19 protein-coding genes and 1 pseudogene are annotated in these 20,390 nt (G+C 42.2%); 16 read left to right on the top strand and 4 right to left on the bottom strand.

Features of this window, described 5'->3' with window-relative positions:
• The first annotated feature begins 40 nt into the window (after positions 1 to 40).
• The 11 genes from yhbH to GXP75_RS05035 all read left to right on the top strand — a co-directional run bounded on the left by yhbH (position 41) and on the right by GXP75_RS05035 (position 9,050).
• On the top strand, positions 41 to 1,219 hold the full coding sequence (gene yhbH / locus GXP75_RS05085) for a sporulation protein YhbH (RefSeq protein WP_004430054.1): 1,179 nt from the start codon (positions 41 to 43) through the stop codon (positions 1,217 to 1,219).
• Positions 1,220 to 1,403: 184 nt separating this feature from the next.
• Positions 1,404 to 1,862 (top strand): MarR family transcriptional regulator, encoded by a 459-nt coding sequence (locus tag GXP75_RS05080; RefSeq protein WP_106045415.1) that lies wholly within the window; start codon positions 1,404 to 1,406, stop codon positions 1,860 to 1,862.
• 41 nt (positions 1,863 to 1,903) lie between these two features.
• Positions 1,904 to 2,569, top strand: a complete 666-nt coding sequence (locus GXP75_RS05075) for an HlyD family secretion protein (protein WP_010788040.1) — start codon at positions 1,904 to 1,906, stop codon at positions 2,567 to 2,569.
• A 40-nt stretch (positions 2,570 to 2,609) separates the two neighbouring features.
• Complete coding sequence (locus tag GXP75_RS05070; protein ID WP_214918418.1) at positions 2,610 to 4,220, top strand: DHA2 family efflux MFS transporter permease subunit; 1,611 nt, start codon at positions 2,610 to 2,612, stop codon at positions 4,218 to 4,220.
• Between the two features lie 22 nt (positions 4,221 to 4,242).
• Positions 4,243 to 4,773 carry an NAD(P)H-dependent oxidoreductase gene (locus GXP75_RS05065; RefSeq protein ID WP_004430043.1) on the top strand — a complete coding sequence of 177 codons (531 nt, stop codon included), beginning with the start codon at positions 4,243 to 4,245 and terminating at the stop codon, positions 4,771 to 4,773.
• Positions 4,774 to 4,785: 12 nt separating this feature from the next.
• Entirely contained in the window at positions 4,786 to 5,154 is a 369-nt protein-coding gene (locus GXP75_RS05060; RefSeq protein ID WP_004430041.1) for a hypothetical protein, read from the top strand.
• Between the two features lie 166 nt (positions 5,155 to 5,320).
• Positions 5,321 to 6,100, top strand: a complete 780-nt coding sequence (locus GXP75_RS05055) for a hypothetical protein (RefSeq protein WP_150223762.1) — start codon at positions 5,321 to 5,323, stop codon at positions 6,098 to 6,100.
• 6 nt (positions 6,101 to 6,106) lie between these two features.
• On the top strand, positions 6,107 to 6,472 hold the full coding sequence (locus GXP75_RS05050; RefSeq protein WP_242556254.1) for a GntR family transcriptional regulator: 366 nt from the start codon (positions 6,107 to 6,109) through the stop codon (positions 6,470 to 6,472).
• Between the two features lie 2 nt (positions 6,473 to 6,474).
• On the top strand, positions 6,475 to 7,173 hold the full coding sequence (locus GXP75_RS05045; protein ID WP_061572433.1) for an ABC transporter ATP-binding protein: 699 nt from the start codon (positions 6,475 to 6,477) through the stop codon (positions 7,171 to 7,173).
• A 16-nt stretch (positions 7,174 to 7,189) separates the two neighbouring features.
• A complete protein-coding gene (locus GXP75_RS05040) occupies positions 7,190 to 8,107 on the top strand; it encodes an ABC transporter ATP-binding protein (protein ID WP_242556253.1) in 918 nt (305 codons plus the stop codon).
• Positions 8,100 to 9,050, top strand: a complete 951-nt coding sequence (locus GXP75_RS05035) for an ABC transporter permease (RefSeq protein WP_214918408.1) — start codon at positions 8,100 to 8,102, stop codon at positions 9,048 to 9,050. Before GXP75_RS05040 ends, GXP75_RS05035 begins: the two co-directional genes overlap by 8 nt.
• 92 nt (positions 9,051 to 9,142) lie before the next feature.
• Here the strand turns inward: GXP75_RS05035 and cspB are convergent, their stop codons facing one another.
• Positions 9,143 to 9,343 (bottom strand): cold shock-like protein CspB, encoded by a 201-nt coding sequence (cspB, locus tag GXP75_RS05030; protein ID WP_004430034.1) that lies wholly within the window; start codon positions 9,341 to 9,343, stop codon positions 9,143 to 9,145.
• A 906-nt stretch (positions 9,344 to 10,249) separates the two neighbouring features.
• On the opposite strand from cspB, the gene GXP75_RS05025 reads away from it, so the two are divergent.
• Complete coding sequence (locus GXP75_RS05025; RefSeq protein WP_214918406.1) at positions 10,250 to 11,089, top strand: MetQ/NlpA family ABC transporter substrate-binding protein; 840 nt, start codon at positions 10,250 to 10,252, stop codon at positions 11,087 to 11,089.
• A gap of 2 nt (positions 11,090 to 11,091) precedes the next feature.
• On the opposite strand, the gene GXP75_RS05020 is transcribed toward GXP75_RS05025, so the two are convergent.
• Complete coding sequence (locus tag GXP75_RS05020; RefSeq protein ID WP_242556252.1) at positions 11,092 to 12,171, bottom strand: GGDEF domain-containing protein; 1,080 nt, start codon at positions 12,169 to 12,171, stop codon at positions 11,092 to 11,094.
• 173 nt (positions 12,172 to 12,344) lie between these two features.
• On the opposite strand from GXP75_RS05020, the gene GXP75_RS05015 reads away from it, so the two are divergent.
• Complete coding sequence (locus GXP75_RS05015) at positions 12,345 to 13,739, top strand: L-cystine transporter (protein WP_242556251.1); 1,395 nt, start codon at positions 12,345 to 12,347, stop codon at positions 13,737 to 13,739.
• A 37-nt stretch (positions 13,740 to 13,776) separates the two neighbouring features.
• Here the strand turns inward: GXP75_RS05015 and GXP75_RS05010 are convergent, their stop codons facing one another.
• On the bottom strand, positions 13,777 to 14,166 hold the full coding sequence (locus GXP75_RS05010; RefSeq protein ID WP_242556250.1) for a hypothetical protein: 390 nt from the start codon (positions 14,164 to 14,166) through the stop codon (positions 13,777 to 13,779).
• A gap of 173 nt (positions 14,167 to 14,339) precedes the next feature.
• Between GXP75_RS05010 and GXP75_RS05005 the strand changes: the two genes are divergently transcribed.
• Both GXP75_RS05005 and GXP75_RS05000 read left to right on the top strand, forming a co-directional pair.
• Positions 14,340 to 14,924: a YhcN/YlaJ family sporulation lipoprotein gene (locus tag GXP75_RS05005; protein ID WP_242556249.1), complete on the top strand. Its 585-nt coding sequence runs from the start codon at positions 14,340 to 14,342 to the stop codon at positions 14,922 to 14,924.
• 118 nt (positions 14,925 to 15,042) lie between these two features.
• Positions 15,043 to 15,999 (top strand): annotated as a pseudogene (locus GXP75_RS05000) (gluzincin family metallopeptidase); the annotation flags it as partial.
• Here GXP75_RS05000 and GXP75_RS04995 read toward each other — a convergent pair.
• Positions 15,946 to 16,602, bottom strand: coding sequence for a spore coat protein (locus GXP75_RS04995; protein ID WP_034718055.1), 657 nt, complete (start codon positions 16,600 to 16,602; stop codon positions 15,946 to 15,948). The pseudogene GXP75_RS05000 and the gene GXP75_RS04995 sit on opposite strands and share 54 nt — an antisense overlap.
• A 179-nt stretch (positions 16,603 to 16,781) precedes the next feature.
• Between GXP75_RS04995 and GXP75_RS04990 the strand changes: the two genes are divergently transcribed.
• Positions 16,782 to 20,330: a CheR family methyltransferase gene (locus tag GXP75_RS04990; protein WP_242556248.1), complete on the top strand. Its 3,549-nt coding sequence runs from the start codon at positions 16,782 to 16,784 to the stop codon at positions 20,328 to 20,330.
• Positions 20,331 to 20,390: the final 60 nt, after the last annotated feature.

Raw genomic sequence — 20,390 nt, 5'->3', positions numbered from 1 at the left:
CGTATGTATCACGACCACAATTGGTTAAGGAGGGGAATTCATGTCCCAAAATGACAGCGGCCATTTTTTGATTTCACAGGAAGACTGGTCCCTCCATCGCAAAGGCTTTGATGACCAGCAGCGCCACCAGAAAAAAGTGCAGGAGGCCATTAAAAACAATCTGCCGGATCTCGTCACAGAAGAGAGCATTATTATGTCTAACGGAAAAGATGTCGTGAAAATCCCGATCCGTTCACTTGATGAATATAAAATTCGCTATAACTATGATAAAAACAAACATGTAGGCCAAGGAGACGGGGAAAGCCAGGTAGGAGATGTTGTAGCAAGAGACGGCTCTGATAAGAAACAGGGTCCTGGCAAAGGGCAGGGAGCCGGCGATCAGGCGGGTGAAGACTATTACGAAGCTGAAGTTTCGTTAATGGATTTAGAGGAAGCGTTGTTCAGTGAACTGGAGCTGCCGAACTTGCAGCAGAAGGAAAGGGACGATATCGTCACCACTGATATTGAGTTTAATGATATCCGCAAAACGGGGTTAACGGGTAATATTGATAAGAAAAGGACGATGATGTCGGCTTACAAGCGAAACGCGATGTCAGGCAAGCCGTCATTCTATCCGATATTTCCTGAGGACGTAAAGTATAAAACATGGAATGACGTGACAAAACCTGAGTCAAAAGCCGTCGTCTTAGCGATGATGGATACAAGCGGCTCTATGGGTGTCTGGGAGAAATATATGGCAAGAAGCTTCTTTTTCTGGATGACACGTTTTTTACGGACAAAGTATGAAACGGTTGAAATAGAATTCATTGCCCATCATACCGAGGCTAAGGTGGTATCAGAAGAAGATTTCTTTTCAAAAGGGGAAAGCGGGGGGACGATATGTTCTTCGGTGTACCGCAAATCGCTGGAATTAATTGATGAGAAATACAGCCCCGCCCGCTATAATATTTACCCGTTCCATTTCTCAGACGGAGATAATTTGACCTCTGACAACGCGCGGTGCGTCAAATTGGTCAATGATATTATGAAAAAAGCGAATTTGTTCTGCTACGGCGAGGTTAATCAGTACAATAGACATTCGACATTAATGTCCGCCTATAAAAATGTTAAAGATGAAAAATTTAAACATTATATTTTGAAGCAGAAATCAGACGTGTTTCAGGCGCTGAAAAACTTTTTTAAAAAAGAAGAGGCAGGCGTAAGCCATCAATTTTCATAATGCAATGAGAGCCCATTACAGAGCCGGTGCGTGCCCGGTCCTTTAATGGGTTTTTTTGCGTCAGAAACTGAAAACGGTTACTAAAAAAACCGAAAAAAAATGAAACTTTCCCTTTGACAAATCTTCTTTCATTTATTAATATTTTATCTTGTGAACTATTATTGGGGAATGAGGTGAAAAACAGGTGACTGAATCAGATCGTGCTTTGCTCACATTTGAACAGCTTTTCGATACGTCGCGGGCCATCTATAAAAAACAGAAGATGATCTTGGAAATTGTGCTTGAACCATTTCAAATTACAGTTCTTCAATATTTACTGATGTTTAAAATTCATAACAGCGGAAGCACCGCGCTCAGCCGATTGGCTTTGACGCTCGATCTCAAGCCGGCATCGGTAACGAGAATGACAGAACTTCTCTGCAAGCGTCATTTGATGGTTCGGTATGACAGTCCGGATGATCGGCGTATCGTAATGATTCAGTTAACCGATGAAGGGGAAGATCTTTTACAACAAGCAGCTATTCAGTATGCGAGAAAAGCAGCGAGCCTTTATCGGCAGCTTGACGCAGATCAACTTCAATATTTGGGCAACCTGGCTGGAAATTTGTCGAAACTGGCTGAAGGCTGTGCAAAAAAAAGCTGAAATAAAAACTTTCCCACATATTTTAACCATCATTCCACAAAATGATAGAGGAAGAAACGAAAGGAGAAAACAAAATGAACAGAGGACGTTTAATACTGACCAACATTATCGGTTTGATTGTTGTTCTTGCAATTATTGGCGGAGGTGCTTATTACTATTATCAAAGCACAAACTATGTAAAAACTGATGAAGCTAAGGTAGCCGGCGATATGTCAGCCATTACAGCTCCTGTTGCGGGTAAAGTGACAGATTGGAACCTTACAGAAGGCAAAGAAGTGAAGAAAGACGATGTTGTTGCAAAAATCAAAGGCGAAAAGTCAGTTGATATCAAATCCATCATGGATGGAACAATCGTGAAAAACGAAGTGAAAAACGGACAAACCGTTCAAGCTGGTACAACAATTGCACAAACAATTGATATGGATCACCTATATATCACAGCTAACATTAAAGAAACAGACATTAAAGATATTGAAGAAGGAAACAAAGTTGATATCGTGGTCGACGGCGACGCAGATACAACATTCGATGGAACAGTTGAGGAAATCGGTTATGCGACAAACTCTACTTTTGACATGCTTCCGTCAACAAACTCAAGCGGAAACTACACAAAAGTAACTCAAAAAATTCCTGTTAAAATTTCAATCAGCAACCCGTCTGACAAGGTGCTTCCTGGGATGAACGCATCTGTTAAAATTTCTGAATAAAACAGATCAGTCATCAAACCATGAAAGGAGGTTGTCTTAGATGGCTACACAAACAGTCAATGCAAATAAAGTAAAAAGCCCTATGTCACTGCTTATTGTGCTGATGGCCGGTTTATTCCTGGCAATCTTGAACCAGACGCTGCTTAACGTGGCAATGCCCCATTTAATGACTGAGTTTGGCGTGAGCGCAACGACGATTCAGTGGCTGACAACCGGTTATATGCTGGTTAACGGTGTTTTGATCCCGTTATCGGCTTTCCTGATTACACGCTTTGGCCAGCGCTCTCTTTTTCTCGTTGCCATGATCTGCTTTACTCTTGGTACGTTAGTCTGCGGAATGGCGCCTAACTTCTCGACAATGTTAATCGGTCGTTTAATCCAGGCCGTCGGCGGAGGAATTTTACAGCCGCTAGTTATGACAACCATTCTGTTTATCTTCCCTCCTGAAAGCAGGGGGAAAGGGATGGGGATCTTCGGTCTTGCGATGATGTTCGCACCGGCGGTTGGCCCGACTCTTTCCGGATGGATTATTGAACATTATACATGGCGTATTATGTTCTACGGTCTTGTGCCGATTGGCGCGATCGTTATTATATTAGCGCTTTTCCTATTTAAAAATATGGTAGAACCGCAAAAAATTAAATTGGACACTCTTGGAGCGTTCCTTTCAATTGTCGGGTTTGCTTCCCTGCTTTACGGGGTCAGTGAAGCCGGTTCTGACGGCTGGAGTGACCCGATCGTGCTTTCTACCGTCATCATCGGTGTGATCGCGATCGCCGCGTTTGTCGTTCAGCAATTACGAGCTGAAGAACCGATGCTTGATTTCAGAGTGTTTAAATATGACATTTTCTCACTTTCAAGTATCATTAATATTATTATTACAGTAGCGTTGTACACAGGGATGTTCCTGCTGCCGATCTACTTGCAGAACCTAGTCGGCTTTACGGCATTACAATCAGGACTGCTGCTGCTTCCGGGCGCGATCGTCATGCTGATAATGTCGCCGATTTCAGGCATTTTATTTGATAAATTCGGTCCGAGACCGCTTGCGATTATCGGGCTTCTGATTACGGTTGTGACAACATTCCAATACACTGAATTAACAATTGATACTTCTTATACGCACATTATGCTCGTTTATGCGATTCGCGCATTCGGTATGTCATTGTTAATGATGCCTGTTATGACAGCAGGTATGAACCAGCTCCCGGCCCGTTTAAACAGTCACGGGACAGCGATGAGCAACACGCTTCGCCAAATCTCTGGTTCAATCGGAACAAGCTTAATCACAACTATTTATACGAACCGCACGACATTCCATTATTCACAAATTGCTGATAAAACGAATACAGCGGACCCGACATTTATGCATTCGTTCCAAAATGCGGTTTCGTCCATAATGGTTAACATGAATGTATCTCTTGATACAGCGAAAACATATGTGTACTCACATATTTATAAACACGCGATGCTCGATTCCAACGTCATGGGTATCAATGACGCGTTTATGTGGGCGACATTATTCTCCGTTGCCGGCGTTATCTTAAGCCTCTTCTTGCGTGACGTGAGAAAAGACAAAAAACGCGCGGAGAAAAAGAAAAAAGAGGAGCTTTCATTGCTTCCGGCTCCAAAAGAAGTGAAGGAATCTTAAACTGTACAGGAGGGTTTCCTGAATGAAAATTTATGTAGTATACGACAGTGAAGGCGAACATACAAAGCTTCTTGCGGAATCAATCGCAGAAGGAGCAAGAGAAAACAGTGCCGCTGAAGTATTTATCGACCATGTGGATCATGCGGATATCCGCAAGCTGAAGGATATGGATGCGATCATCTGGGGATGCCCGGGGCATTTCGGGACCATCAGTTCCGGCTTGAAAACATGGATTGATAAATTGGGTTATTTGTGGGCGGAAGGCGAGCTGATTGATAAAGTCGGCGCGGTCTTCTGTACAACTGCCACAACACACGGCGGTCTAGAAATGACAATGCACAATTTGATTACACCGATGTTCCACCAAGGCATGATCGTTGTCGGCCTTCCGGGCAATGTCCCTGAAAACGCTCTGTACGGTTCTTACTACGGAGCGGGTGTCACCTGCCCTGTTGACAGTGATGTATTAATGTCTGATGAAGGGCTTCAATTGGGACGCGCTCTAGGAAGACGCGTCACCCAAGTCACAGGTAATGTAACAGCCGGACAGTAAGGAGAGGGTTAAATGGCCATTATTCTAGCAATTATTGCTGCTGTCATTGTGATTGCGGGTCTTATCACGTTTAACGTCCGTAACACTTCTGCTGGAAAAGACATCAAAGAAGAAACAAATGAAAAAGTGAATGAACCTGCCGAGCAAACACCAGAAGTGAATTACCCGGCGGAGCAGCGGGCTGCTGAGCATGCCCCGTCCGCTGAAAGAGCCGATTCTCAAAAGAAGAAAGCTGATTCAATGGGTGATGATATATACAGGCAGGCGCTTCAAAAATTCAAACATTCTGCTGACCAGGAAGAGGTCAAACCAGAGAGCGACAAAATGGAGGATAGCAGCTACCGTGATGCGCTGCTCTCCATGAAAAATAAAAAGAAGTAACCACGAAGGCAAATCTGTCAGGTCATGACGGGTTTGCCTTTTTTTATTGTTTAACATGTATTTATCATCATTTTTATCAATTTTACCCATGGGTTATGTTGTATTTTTTTGTGATCTAGTGTACTATGTGAGTCATACACATTGTGTGATTTGGGGAGGAAAAGAGATGAATTCGTTTTGGGGCTTGGTGAAAAAGGATCTTACTTTATCAACAATGTGGTTTTTTACATGGCTTGGGGGCCTTGTATTTCTAGTGGCAGTAAGCTTTGGACTTCAAAATCTGATTGATGAACCGTTAACTGTTTTTGGTTTCTTGGTTATGATCATTTTTTTTCAAGTATTTTTAGCACCTGTGCTTATTTACTGTCACCTTCGTTTAGAGGGCAAAAACCAACTATGGCTTTATAATCCGAACGGTGCGGTCAGGCTTTTGCTGTCTAAACTGACTGCCAGTCTTTTGTATCAGCTCATTTCACAGGTTTTGCTTACAGGCTATGGTGTTTTTCTTTACCATTTTCTTGACTCAAAAGCAATTGTATTAAATGATGTCCCGCTGACTGGCACGATATTGATCTTCAATCTTTATGGATTGTTTTTAACTGCTTATACATCAGCTGCACTCATGTTGCTGTGGACCGTTTTTCATTCCCTTAAAGCCTGTTCTTCTGCACTCAGAAGATTTCGGTGGATCATTTGTTTCCTGCTTGGAGCAGGGTGGTATATGATCGAAGGATATGGGTTGGCGACTTTGTTGAAGCCGCTGGATAGGCTGTGGTATTTCACAGTTTATGGTGACTTTCAATTTCATTATAAAAAGTCAATAGGGTGGAGTTTAGAAATGAAAACAATTCATTTATCCTATCTTACGCTCCCTGTTATGCTGGTGCTGGCAGCCGTGTTTCTTTTTCTTGCTTCAAAGCTTCTTCAGCGAAAAGTTGAGGTGTAAGAGGATATGAAACAAGACTTTCATTCTTCCAAGCCCATTTATTTGCAAATTGCTGACCAAATCTTTTTCCGGCTGGTCAGAAAGGAGCTGTTTCCTGGTGACAAGCTCCCGTCTGTCAGAGAAATGGCCATTCAAACAAAAGTAAATCCCAATACGATTCAAAGAACCTACAGTGAGATGGAAAGGCTGGGAATTGTGGAGACAAGAAGAGGGCAAGGAACATTTATCACAGAAAAGGCCGGAATTGTCGATGAGCTGAAAGAGCGGCTTACACGAGAAGTGTTTGAAAGCTTCGTAATGCAAATGAAAGAGCTTGGATTAACAAAAGAGGAAATGCTGGAAGGGATAGATAAGCATGCAGAAGGAGGTTGAAAATGAATATTACACTTCACAATGTGTCTAAACAATACGGCCGTCATGCCGCTGTGAAGGATGTATCCATTTCCCTGTCTCCGGGAAAAATCTATGGACTTATAGGTCCGAATGGGAGCGGGAAATCAACAACCTTAAAAATGCTGGGCGGACTGATGTTTCCGACTTCAGGATCTGTCAGAGCGGATGGGAAGCCGGTAACCAGAGATATGGTTCAGCATACGGCTTATCTCACGGAACTGGATATGTTTTATCCCCGGTTCACAGTAAAGGATATGCTTGCTTTCTATCAATCACAGTTTTCTGATTTTCAAATCGAAAAAGCGTATAAGCTGCTGGAGGAAATGAAGCTGCAGCCTGACAAGAAGATTAAGCAGCTTTCCAAGGGAAACCGGGGCAGGCTTAAGATCGTACTCGCTTTATCAAGACGGGCGTCCGTTATCCTGCTGGATGAGCCTTTTTCCGGGCTTGATCCGATGGTCAGAGAATCCATCGTGAACAGTCTGGTATCTTATATTGATTTTGAGCATCAGATCGTAGTGATTGCCACGCATGAAATTGAAGAAATCGAAACATTGCTTGATGAAGTGATTGTGCTTGTGAACGGAGAAAAGGCCGCACAGCGAAACGTGGAAGAGATTCGCGAACAAGAAGGCATGTCTGTGCTGGAGTGGTTTAAATCGAACATACAAGTTTACTAGAAAGAGGGGGAATTTGATGCAAAATGTAATGGAACTAAAGAATGTCACAAAAAAAATAAATGGAAAAACGATTATCGATAATCTGAGCTTTACGGTTCAGAAAGGCGAAGTGTTTGGTTTTTTGGGACCGAACGGAGCGGGGAAAACAACGACAATCAGAATGATGGTCGGTTTAATGAAGTTATCACAAGGCGATGTTGTGATTTGCAACCAATCAATCACAAAAAACTACGCCCAGGCCGTCAAACATGTCGGAGCAATCGTGGAAAATCCTGAGCTGTATAAATTCTTGAGCGGCTACAAAAACCTTCAACAATACGCAAGAATGATAAAAGGCATCACGAAAGAAAAGATCGATGAAGTCGTTGAACTGGTCGGGTTGAAAGAAAGAATTCATGACAAAGTGAAGACGTACTCACTTGGGATGAGACAGCGTCTTGGTTTGGCGCAATGTCTTCTCCACGATCCTAAAGTGCTGATTTTAGATGAACCGACAAACGGCCTAGACCCGGCAGGAATCAGAGAAATCAGAGATCACTTAAAAAAACTGACGCGGGAAAGAGGAATGGCGGTTATTGTTTCAAGCCATCTGTTGTCGGAAATGGAACTGATGTGTGACAGGATCGCTATCCTGCAAAAAGGAAAGCTTATAGATATTCAGAATGTCAGAGATGAAGAAACTGAAGAGAAAGATACATATTTCTTCCATATCGAGCAGCTGAAAGAAGCCGCTTCTGTTCTGAAGGAGTATGATTGCGTGAACAAGAAGAACGGCGTGGAAATCAAGCTATCCAAGCAGGAAGTGCCGGCCGTAATTGAACTGCTGGTACAGGAGCAGATTCGTTTATATGAAGTAAAACTGGTCACAAAATCATTAGAAGACCGTTTCTTAGAAATCACCGGCGGAACAAAAGAGGAGGTTCAACATGCTTAACCTGATCTATAACGAGTGGATAAAAATTTTCAGCCGAGTTGGAACATGGGTGATGATTGGGATTCTTGGTGTTTCCATGGTCGGCTTTGCTCTCTTGTCCAACCATTTTTCATCTGATGAGACCAATCCGAAATGGAAGCAGGAGCTTCAGGCTGAAAATGCCGATATGAAGAAGCAAATCAAAGATAATCCTGGCAATGATATATTTGTGAAAAATTTAAAAAAAGAGATTGCAGTAAACGAATACCGCATTGAACACAATCTTCCGGCTGATACAGGATATACGGCTTGGTCATACGTAACAGATTCCTCCATGTTAACCATGCTTACCGGACTGTTTACCATCATTATCGCGGCTGGAATTGTTGCGAACGAGTTTAACTGGGGCACTATTAAGCTGTTGGTCATCCGGCCGCTCAGCCGTTTTCAAATTCTGTTATCCAAATACATTACCGTGCTATTATTTGGTCTGGGTTTGCTGTTGGTTTTATTTGTCGGCTCAACCCTTCTCGGATTGATCTTTTTCGGAACAGGCGGAGATGCTGCGGCTAATGTTCACTTAGTGTACAAGGATGGTCATGTGGCCGAACAAAGCATCATCGGTTACTTGGCGAAAACGTATCTTTATGAATCGATATCGGCCTTTATGCTTGCAACAATGGCCTTCATGCTGTCGGCTGTGTTCAGAAACAGTTCTCTTGCAGTTGGTTTTTCCATTTTCCTATTGGTCATGGGCAGTACGGCAACTGGATTTTTAGCAATGAAATTCGACTGGGCAAAGTATATTTTATTTGCCAATACAGATTTAACGCAGTATCTTGACGGTACACCTTTAGTGGAGGGAATGACGATGACCTTCTCCATCGTGATGCTCGTCATTTACTTTGTCATTTTTCAATTGCTCGCATTCGCTGTCTTCTTAAAAAGGGATATCGCGACATAACATAAAAAAGCTGTTTTCGCTTCAGTGCGAATACAGCTTTTTTATGACAAAACAAAAAAACTGCAGGCATGAGCCTGCAGTTTTCAAAACATTTATGCTTTTGTTACATTAGCAGCTTGTGGTCCGCGGTTTCCTTCAACGATTTCGAAAGAAACGGTTTGGCCTTCTTCTAAAGTTTTGAAGCCTTCGCCTTGAATAGCAGAGAAGTGAACGAATACATCGTCTTGACCTTCTACTTCGATGAATCCGAATCCTTTTTCAGAGTTGAACCATTTTACTTTACCTTCTAACATGCAATTTCCTCCTAAAGCGATCATAACGCTTAAATTCACTATTCTTGCTCTTAAACAAACTTTCAAGACGAAAACTCTTACAAAACTTTCTTCTTAAAGATAGTTCGAACAAAAATAATTATCTTTACTCTACCAGTAATTTAAAGAAAAAACAACAGATAAACGAAATTTTTTTCAGAAAAGAGCACATTATCTTTACTTTTGATATTCATTCGGGGAAATCGATCTAAAATCTCGATATATGTGCCTAACGGCCTGCCTTATCGCAAAGCGACAGAGGTGTATTTGATTTCAATAAATTCTTCAATGCCGTAATATCCACCTTCACGGCCGGTGAGTGATATTTTTCTCAAAGTTCGTCAGCTTGCCATACTTCTGTCAGCACTTTTGCACGCCGGCCACAACACGCTTTTTTTGCTTCCTTCTTGCCGGCGTATGCTACCTCTGCGACAATATCTCCTGGGGCGGGGTTTGTCACTTCAATGCTTTGATCTTATCTTATCCATTTACCATTAATATAGTTCTCCTTATAATTATTCCCCACTTTCTGAAAGGGTTTTCTTCTTATCCGAATATCTCTGCGGGCGGCTTGTATCAGTATCACTGCCTGCTGCCACGGCGGGACGCAAGCAATTGACAAGCCTTCAATAAATAGGTAAGGTAATGTTACAAATACAAGATGATACTCATACATAAACTTCTTCTGCATAAAGGCGAAGTGAGTTGGATTTGTTCCAATTCCGGTAAGCCGCCATAAGGCTTGGAAAGTATAGGAGGGGGCGCTCCGGCTGTGAGCGTTTATAGGCTTCTTCTTATTTCATAAGCGGGAGCTTTTTTTTATGCCGGCATGTCCGCCATTGCAACCTCAATAAATGCTCTAATAAATAGATAGGGAGTATGGTCGCCATGAAAAAATGGCTTGCATATTGTTTGTTCCTCATTTTAGCCATTTCACTTAGTGCATGTTCAACATCAGCAGAAAACGAAACGATTAAAATCGGCATTAATGGTTCAGATCGAGCAATTTGGGATTTTATTGCTGGGAAAGCCGAGAAGGAAGGCCAACATATTGAAATGATAGAATTTTCGGATTACGGAGAATCCAATATGGCCCTTGCCAACGGTGAAATTGATGCCAACGCGTTTCAAACGATTTCTTATTTTCAAGCGTTCACAAAAAAATACAAGGACAAACTCGCACCTCTCGGAACGACGTACATAGCGAGAATGGGGATTTATTCAAAGACATATAAACGGATAAAAGATATTCCGAATGGAGCTGTTGTTGCTGTACCGGATGAAGGAATTGATTTAGGAAGAGCGCTTATGTTATTGCAAGAAGCAGGGCTGCTTAAGCTGAAAAAGGGATTTAACGGAAATGGGTCAATGGATATGATAAAGGATAATTCAAGGCATCTAAAAATTAAAACAGTGTCAAAAGAGAATGCATACAGAAGGCTGGATGATGTTGACGTAACTGTTCTCACTATAGAAGACGCTGAAAAAGCCGGCCTTCACCCGGAAAAGGATGCTTTACAAAGAGCTGAACAGACTGCGGAGGTCTATATGAACATGATTGCTGTCAGAGCGGAGGACAGGGATCGTGAAAATCTGCAAAACATCCTTGAACTATACCATTCGGACGATACAGCTGCGTTTATTGAAAAGGAATATCACGGAAACTTGATCCCTGCTTTTCTCCCATTAAAAAGCCTTTCAGATTGGAAGAATGAATTCACACAATGAATTCATTCTTTTTTTGTGGAATAACATACTTTATTTCGACCGGTTTGTTTGGCTTGGTAAAGCTTTTGATCGGCTATCAGCGGCAATGTTTCCGGCTGATCTGCGTTCAGGGGGTAATGGGCTGTTCCGAGGGAGACAGTGACGGAAAGCTTATCGCCGCTCGACAGTATAATCGGTTCACCGGAGACAGCTTGTCTGATTCGTTCGGAAACTTGCACCGCTTTTGCATGAGTGCAATTCGGCAGAAGAACGGCAAATTCCTCACCGCCGATGCGGGCCGCGGGATCTAAGGTGCGAGTATTGAGCTTAAGGCGCGCTCCGAGTTCCTTCAGTACTTGGTCGCCTTCATGATGGCCGTATTGATCATTAATCTGTTTGAATCGGTCAATGTCTAAATAAATGAGCGCGAATTGAAAGGAAGGCGAACGGCCCGCCTGTTTATAGAATTGGTGCATGACTTCCTCGAATTTTCGCTTATTAAAAATTCCAGTTAAGAAGTCGTAGTTCGCTTGAAATTTATATTGTTTGAACAAGAGGTGCGCCTTTGCCTCGTGTTCGATTAAATAGAAGCTCAGCATGCCTCCCAAAGAGGACAGCAGCCAATAATACACGTGAAGCGCGGCAGAATGAATATGCAATACAAAGTAGGTCATAACGGAAGAAACAACATTCACAAGCAGCAACACGTAAAAAGTTCTTAGTACATCCGGCTTTTTTCGTTTTGAAGCAAGCAGCGTAATCACGGAAACGATGCTGATTGTGACCAGCGAATAGAGTGCAGAGGCATTTGTGCTGATCAGTATACGGCCGGCCATAATAATGGCAAAAGCCGTCGCGGTAGACACCCAACCTCCATAAAGAGCGGCAATCATAATGGGTATATTTCTTAAATCAATGATGGAATGATGGTAGGTAAAACCAAAGATAATCAGAAAAACCCCAAGGAGCCCGCAGCATGCACCTTTTAATATCTGAAAGGGCAGGCGGTCTTCTTTATGTATTAACGTTTCTTTAAATAGGAAGGTGAAAAGATAATTAAATGTAATTAAAATGGTCAAATTTACAAAAAGTTCTTTTAACATATCAATCACCCGTATATACGTTACTAAAGATGCTGGGGAATGAAAAGGATAAAAACGGGATGGAGAAAGGTTTTTTTACCAGAACGAAATGAATCATTAATTCTTACTTGACCCATAGGAATTTGTGTAATATATTTTTAAAAGGAAAATCTGTAAGGGAGTGTTAACTTGAATTGGCGACTTTATTAGTCATTTTAAATCTTTTCATTATTATTTTACTTATAGCAGGGCTGTTTGTTATGCAAAAAAAACACGTTTCCTTTTCTAAACGTGTGTTCACCGCTCTTGGACTCGGGATTGTGTTTGGGTTTGCGCTGCAGTTGATTTACGGGCCTGCCTCGGATATTGTTACGCAGACGGCAGACTGGTTTAATATTGCCGGGGGCGGATACGTCAAACTGCTCCAAATGATTGTCATGCCGCTTGTGTTTATTTCGATTCTTGGAGCCTTTACCAAATTAAAACTCACAAAAAATCTTGGTAAAATCAGCGGATTGATTCTTGGCATTTTGATTGCGACAACAGCAATTGCTGCCGCGGTGGGTATTGTGTCTGCCCTTTCTTTTGATCTTCAAACAATTCAAATCGACCAAGGGGATACTGAATTATCACGCGGGCAAGAGCTTGAGCAAAAATCGGAGGATATGACGGCGAAAACGCTGCCGCAGCAAATAATCGAACTGCTGCCGGGTAATCCGTTTCTTGATTTTACCGGAGCCAGACCGACATCTACGATTGCGGTTGTCATTTTTGCCGCTTTTCTTGGTGTCGCATTTCTCGGGGTTAAACGAAAGCAGCCGGAACAGGCGGAAACATTTAAAAAGATGGTTGATGCCGTATATTCCATCATCATGCGCGTTGTGACCTTAATTTTGAGGCTGACGCCTTATGGTGTTTTGGCCATTATGACAAAAACGATTGCGACAAGCGATATTGACAGCATCTTAAAGCTCGGTATGTTTGTCATTGCTTCATACGTAGCGCTGATCGTTATGTTTATCATTCATTTACTGCTCGTGACATTCAGCGGTTTAAATCCTTTTATGTATGTGAAAAAAGCGCTGCCTGTCATGATCTTTGCTTTTACATCACGTTCAAGCGCGGGCTCATTGCCGCTTAATATCAAAACACAAAGAAGCATGGGTGTGCCTGAAGGTATTGCCAATTTCGCCGGTTCTTTCGGGCTGTCAATCGGTCAAAACGGCTGTGCCGGTATTTATCCCGCGATGCTTGCGATCATGATTGCTCCGACAGTCGGGCAAAATCCATTAGATCCTGCGTTTATTGTTTCGGTTATCGCGGTTGTCGCAATCAGTTCCTTCGGTGTAGCAGGTGTCGGAGGAGGCGCCACATTCGCCGCTCTGCTTGTATTATCTGCACTGAATATGCCGGTTGCGCTCGCTGGTTTGCTGATCTCCGTTGAACCATTAATTGATATGGGACGGACAGCATTAAATGTCAGCGGAAGCATGACGGCAGGCTTGATCACCAGCAAAGCCACAAAAGATATTGATACAGCAGTATTTAGTGACCAATCGACCGTAATTGAAGCGGAAGAGGGAGCATAAGAAAAACGTGTAATCCGTCAGAGGATTACACGTTTTTTTAATGGCTTCCGGGTTCTAAATCTTCAATCATATTCATGATCGTGTTGTCATTCATTACGTTTATGGCACTTTCGTCAAAATGAATCGGTTCAGCGTAGTGCGGCTGCTTTCTTTCCGCGGGTGACGCCTGCTGCTGATGTTGATGGGGTTGCTGCTGCTGGGTTTGGGTTTCCCCGCCAAACGCCTGCTTAATCATATTTCCTACATCGGAAGTGCCGGCCGTCTGCTGTTGAGAATCTTTTTTCATTTGCTGCGAATCTTCTTTATTCATTCGGCCTGCCATAAAACCTCGTACCCTGTTCCGTACTTCTGGGGATAAGGCTGCAAGAAGTACAGATGAACCGATCAGCAATGCGGCCGGATTGATCCCTTTTCTTTGTTTAAACAATATGAACCCTCCTTAAGTTATACGTTATTGCTATTTTCTCCTGCACAAAGCGTTTTATCCATTTTCTTTCCTCTTGGAAAAGCATTTTTGTGGAGGAATTTGTATTTTTTATTTGTGCATAAATAAAACTGATTAGAAAAACCTATAAGTAAAGTGATAAAGGAGGAATTTAAATGTTTGGAAAAAAACAAGCTGTCATGTCTGTGTTTCTCATACCTTTGCTAATAACTGCTGGATGCGGTATGGCTAATCAGGGAGAAGGCAATCGTGATAATAACAGGCCCGAAAATGTAAACTACCGCAACCCGGAGAATGACGGGACAAGAAATATGAACAATGTTGGTAATGATCGTAATGGCAACGTCAACGATAACGTCGGTAACAACGCCAACAACGACAACAACATGAATGACAATCAGAACCGCAAATTGGAAGTAGCGGACAAGGCGGCTGATAAGATAAGTGATCTAAAAGAGGTTAAACATGCAAATGTCATAGTAGCAGGAGATCAAGCATATGTGGCCGTTGTTCTGACAAATGGACAAAAAGGCGAAGTTGAAAACAAACTGAAAAAGAAAATTTCAGATAAGGTCAGATCTGCTGATAAAACCATTGACAACGTCTTTGTTTCTGCAAACCCAGATTTTGTAGAGCGTATGCAGGGCTATGGCGATCGGATTCAAAATGGCGATCCGGTAGCAGGATTCTTTGATGAATTTGGACAGATGGTACAGCGTGTGTTCCCTAACGCTGAATAACAATGAAAAAAAGCCGCATCATGGATTGCGGCTTTTTTCTATGCTCAATTGTCACTTCCCTTTCCCCATCTGCATAGGTTAGAGAATAAAAAGGACCGCTCGGGGGAGGGAAAGGTGTTTGAATGACGGCATGGGAAAACGCGCGGCGTTGGCTTTGATCCTGTGCGGAATACTTGTGGTTTTTGCTATAAGTTCGGCTATCGTATCAAGTGCGATGTATATGTTGTCAGAACCAGACAGTCATGCCTCCGGTTTAACGAAAGAGCAAGTGACTGAACATATGGAAAAAGTGTCATTTCACCAGGTGACTGTTTACTATACATCTGAAGAAAAGCCGTTGCTTCCGCTGACAAAAGAGACGTTGGATTATGCAGCAAACATGAATAGAATCATTTTAGGATATGCAGGCTCAGAGCATCTGGATATTATATTTTTTTCGAATCAAAAGCAGTTAGAAGCCTACTCCGGCCTGGCGGAGGTTGCAGGTTTTTATTCTGAGCAGGAGAAGCTGATCGGCATCATGCCGGAGGAAAAAAAAGAGCTTTTGAAAGAAAATGATATGGCTGTCTATTTGTATCAGCGGTTATTCATACATGAATTCACCCACTATGCGTTTCATCAGAAATTGAGAGAGCTTGAAGCCGATCCGGATGATTTTCCTTTATGGTTTCACGAGGGGACCAGCGAGTGGACGGCTAATTATGAACTGGTGATCGATCCGGTTTCGTTTGCTGTCGTTCCGTTTGACCAGCTTGATACAGATGAGAATTGGCAAAAAGCCAGATCAGCCTATCAAACCGATGTGTATTTACAAAGCTTCTATATGATAAATGAACTGACGGGAACGTTTGGAGAAGACATTATTATGAAGATCATGAAGAAGACGTCGGAGGTGCAGAATTTCGAAAAAGGGTTTAAAGCAGCGACAAATGAGAGCCTGACTCAATTTGAAAAGGACTTTACCCATAAATATGAGAAAAAGAAAGCGGCATTGGAGACCGGGTCCAGTGCCGCTTCTGTTTTAATGAAGACCTTGCTGCCCCATGCTTCCGTTATTCGGAGGCATCTGAGGCTGACCTTGAGCCGGAGCGAATGCGTTCAGCATATTTTGCATATCCTGAGTATTCAGCTGCGGAACTTGATAGTATCCGTGTTTATTCTGATAGAGAAAAATTTCAAAAGCCATTTCAACGAATTGCTGAATTTGAGCTGAAAGCACACGTCTGACGGCTGGATTCGTCATTTCAAGAGAAGCCATAGTCATCATGGATGCCTGCGCTTTTATAGATACAAGCATCTGTCTGCTGATGAGGCCGTCATTAATATCTGTCATAGATTGAAGCGGTTTATGAGGCTGTGAAGGCTTCATGCCGTAAACCGTTTGGTTGTCTTCCTTCATCAAGTACGTAGCCGTTTTTTGGGATGGCTCACTGCCTGTTTTAAAGCATTCTGCAGTCAAGTTGTACTGTGACAAAATGAACTGATATTGACGGTCCAATATGCCGAGCAGTTCTTGATCTTGGACAAACTGTCTTAACATGATAAATTGGTCAAGAACATTGATGGTTCCTACCAGCACCTCATGCATATCAAACATTTCGTGCCCGCCGTGGTTAGCTTGCGGTTTGCTCGGTATTCCTTGGTTTACTTGTGACTGTTGCTGATTTTGCTGTTCCAAATCGGATATCCTCCTTTATTTCAAATCACATTTATCATGTGAGTGAACGTAGTTTTTTATACATCAAGAAGCCGAGAAGCGTTCCGAAAAATGAAACAATATGCAGGAATGAAAGGATTTGGTGTCTCTCTGTCGAATATTTTTCAGACAGACTAAACAATTACTGGTGGGGGTAACGGATGCAAGAAGAACTATTGGAAGTATCACCGATAGACATTGCCAAACAGAAACCGGCCATTGTAGGCATCGGAGCATCTGCGGGCGGTTTGAATGCGGCTGAGGAGTTTTTCAAAGCATTTAAAAGCAGCCTCAATGTCTGCTTTGTTGTGGTTCAGCATCTTTCTGCGAAGTACAAAAGCTTTATGCCGGAAATTCTCGGAAAATATACGTCAATGGATGTGCGTCTAGCGAGAAACGGAGAAACGATAAAGGGGAAAACCGTCTACTTATGTCCGCCTAATCATTATATTAAAATCGAAAATCATACGATACAAGTACATACATATGATGAAAATAAAAAGACCAATTATCCGATAGATTACTTTCTCAAATCGTTGGCTCTGTCCCAAAGAGAAAAAGCGGTTGCCATCATATTATCCGGAAAAGGATGGGATGGCGCGGAAGGCATGAAATCAATCCATGAACACGGCGGAATATGCATAGCGCAGGACGAGTCGGCCAAATGTCCGGACATGCCGAATCATGTGATCAAATCGGGGATCGCCGATTTTGTAGAACGTCCGAAAAAAATCGCCGCCTATATGAATCAGCTTTTAAACCAAGTGAAATGCAAATTATCTGATAAAGCGATAGAACAAACCGTTTACCTGGTCCAAAAGCAGACAGGCATTGATTTTTCAGTGTATAAAAAAAACAGCGTAAGCCGCCGGATTGAGCGGAGAATGAATTTGCTTGATGAACAGATGCTGAGCCTTGATGAGTACAATATGTATGTCATGAAGCATCCCGAAGAGCTTCATCTGCTGTTTAACGATCTTCTCATCGGGGTCACCCATTTTTTTAGAGATAAAGAATCATTTGACACGTTAAGAAAGCATTTTGTTCCTGCGATTGTGGAGAACAATATCAAAAAAGGGAGAAAATCCTGCCGTGTCTGGGTCGCAGGCTGTTCCACTGGTGAAGAAGCCTATTCTGTCGCCATGGTGTTTTGTGAAGAAATTGAAAAACGTAAAGCGGCGATCGACTTGCGGATTTTCGCCACAGATATTAATAAAAGCTCCATACAAAAAGCAAGTAAAGGGATATATACGGAGCAGGCCGTATCCTCCGTTCCTCCTGAATGGCTGGTTAAATATTTTGAAAAAAAAGGGCCTGATTATGTGGTTAAAAAGAGGCTGAGAGAGCATGTGGTCTTTGCCCCCCATAATGTAACCAAGGATTCTCCCTTTGTGAATCTTGATTTTATCAGCTGCCGTAATGTCATGATTTATTTTCAGCAGGAACTCCAAGAGAAGGTGCTGTCTCTCTTTCATTTTGCTTTGCGTGAAGAAGGCTACCTGATGCTTGGCCCGAGTGAAACAATCGGTAAACTGACCAATCTCTATACGCCTGCGGACAGAAAATGGAAGGTCTTCAGCAATTCAGCGTCGGCAGAACAAATCAAGTATCATTTGTCAGAGGCATCCCATGCTGAAAGGAAGCATGGGCAGGCAGGAAAATGCAATAAAATTTATGAGCTGATGGAATTTCACCAAATGGATGAAATGTATTTATCCCTGATTGATCAATATCTGCATCCGTGCATGATTTTAAATGACAGAGAAGAAATCATCGCATCCTCTAAAAGCGCAAATCAATATTTAAAATTTCCAAACGGCAATCGCAATTACAGCATATACAATATTTTCCCTGCAAGTTTATCGGTTCCCATCAGCACAGCGCTCAAAAAAGTCAGAGCGACAAACACTGAAGTGAAGTTTCAAAACATGAAAGTGTCTGTCGGGGGCAAACCTGCTCATGTAGAGCTGACCATAAAAAGCTTAAAAAGAAACCATTATCAATTATATATTTTGTTTATCGAGAATAAGAAATATAAGCGAGAAAAGAGCGCAAAACACGAGCTTTTGATGTTTGATGAAGATTCCGCTTATCATCAGCGGATACTTGATCTTGAAAAAGAGCTGTATGAAACCAAACAGCATTTGCAAACAGCCATTGAGGAATTGGAGACGTCTAACGAAGAATTGCAGAGCACAAATGAAGAACTGATCGCGGCCAATGAAGAGCTGCAATCGACAAATGAAGAAATGCAGTCTGTCAATGAAGAGCTGATGACTGTCAATCAGCAGTTTGAGAAGAAGATTGAAGAGCTGACAGCCATGACGACAGACATGGATAATCTGCTGATCAATACAAATATCGCTACGATTTTTCTCGATGAACAATGCCATATTAAGCTGTTCACGCCTGAGGCGGAAAATGTGTTTCATCTGATCGAAAGGGATGTCGGAAGACCGATTTATCATATTTCCAGCAGGCTGAATTATGAAAATTATTTTGAAGACATTCAGCTCACACTAAGAGACAAGAGATTTATTCAAAAAGAAGTCGAGGCGCAAAATGGCGATTGGTACAATGTCAAAATGATGCCGTATTATACAAACGAAAATAAAGTAGAAGGGGTAGTCATTACCTTCGTCAATATTACGGATTTAAAATCAACAAACAAAGCGCTTCAAATCAGCTCTGAAGCAGTTGAACAAAGCCCCGCAAACATATTAATCGCTGCGGTGGACGGGCAAATTAAATATGTAAACAAGCGTTTCTGCGAAATGATCGGCAAAGAGCAGTATGAGATTATCGGCGAAAACGTGTTTGAGCTTTATGATCAATATTTTCAGCTGAGCGAGCTCAGCTCCCACTGGCATTCCATTTCGGAAAACAAAAGGTGGTCCGGCGAGCTGTATTATCAGGATAAAGACGGCCTTGACCGATGGGAGTATGTCACCCTTCTTCCGGTTAAAGACGATTCCGGACAAGTCGGTCGGATTATGAGAATTGCCAAGGATATTACAAATCAAAAGCAGTCTGAAAAAATGCTGATGAAATCTGAGATGCTCTCTGCGATCGGCCAGCTTGCAGCAGGGATCGCCCATGAGATCAGAAATCCGCTCACCTCTTTGAAAGGATTTTTGCAGCTGATGATTCAAAGTAAAAAATATCAAAAAGATTATGCGGAAGTCATGATGTCTGAGTTTGTCAGATTAGAATCTATCATTAATGAATTTTTAGTATTGTCGAGATCAAAATCAGTCCAATTTGAAACGATTCAGATTAACGATATCGTGGAGGATGTTTCATTAATCCTTGAGTCTCAGGCCATGCTGAAAGGCGTTCGGGTTATCAAAAACCTGAATGATAAGCTGCCTGATATAAAGGGAGTTCCAAATGAGCTCAAGCAAGTTTTTCTGAATGTGCTGAAAAACGCGATTGAATCGATGGAACAAACCGAAGGTGACATTCACATCCATACTGTGTATCAAAACGGATATATCCAGCTGACGTTTCAGGATCAAGGGAAAGGTATTTCCAAGGAAATGATCGAAAGACTGGGAGAGCCTTTTTATACAACAAAAGAAAAAGGAACGGGTCTCGGCCTCATGGTAAGCTTTAAAATTATTGAAAGCCATAAAGGCACGATCGAATTCGAAAGTACTGAAAATCAAGGCACAAAAGTGACGATTAGACTGCCCGTATCTAAAAAATAAAAGTGAACGCCAGGGTGCGGCGTTCACTTTATCATAATAGAAAAATCCGTGAATCTGGCT

Origin of the sequence: Bacillus sp. HU-1818 (assembly GCF_022695965.1) — a bacterium.
GTDB classification, from domain to species: domain Bacteria; phylum Bacillota; class Bacilli; order Bacillales; family Bacillaceae; genus Bacillus; species Bacillus atrophaeus.
This window is presented reverse-complemented; position numbering and strand designations above follow the sequence as displayed.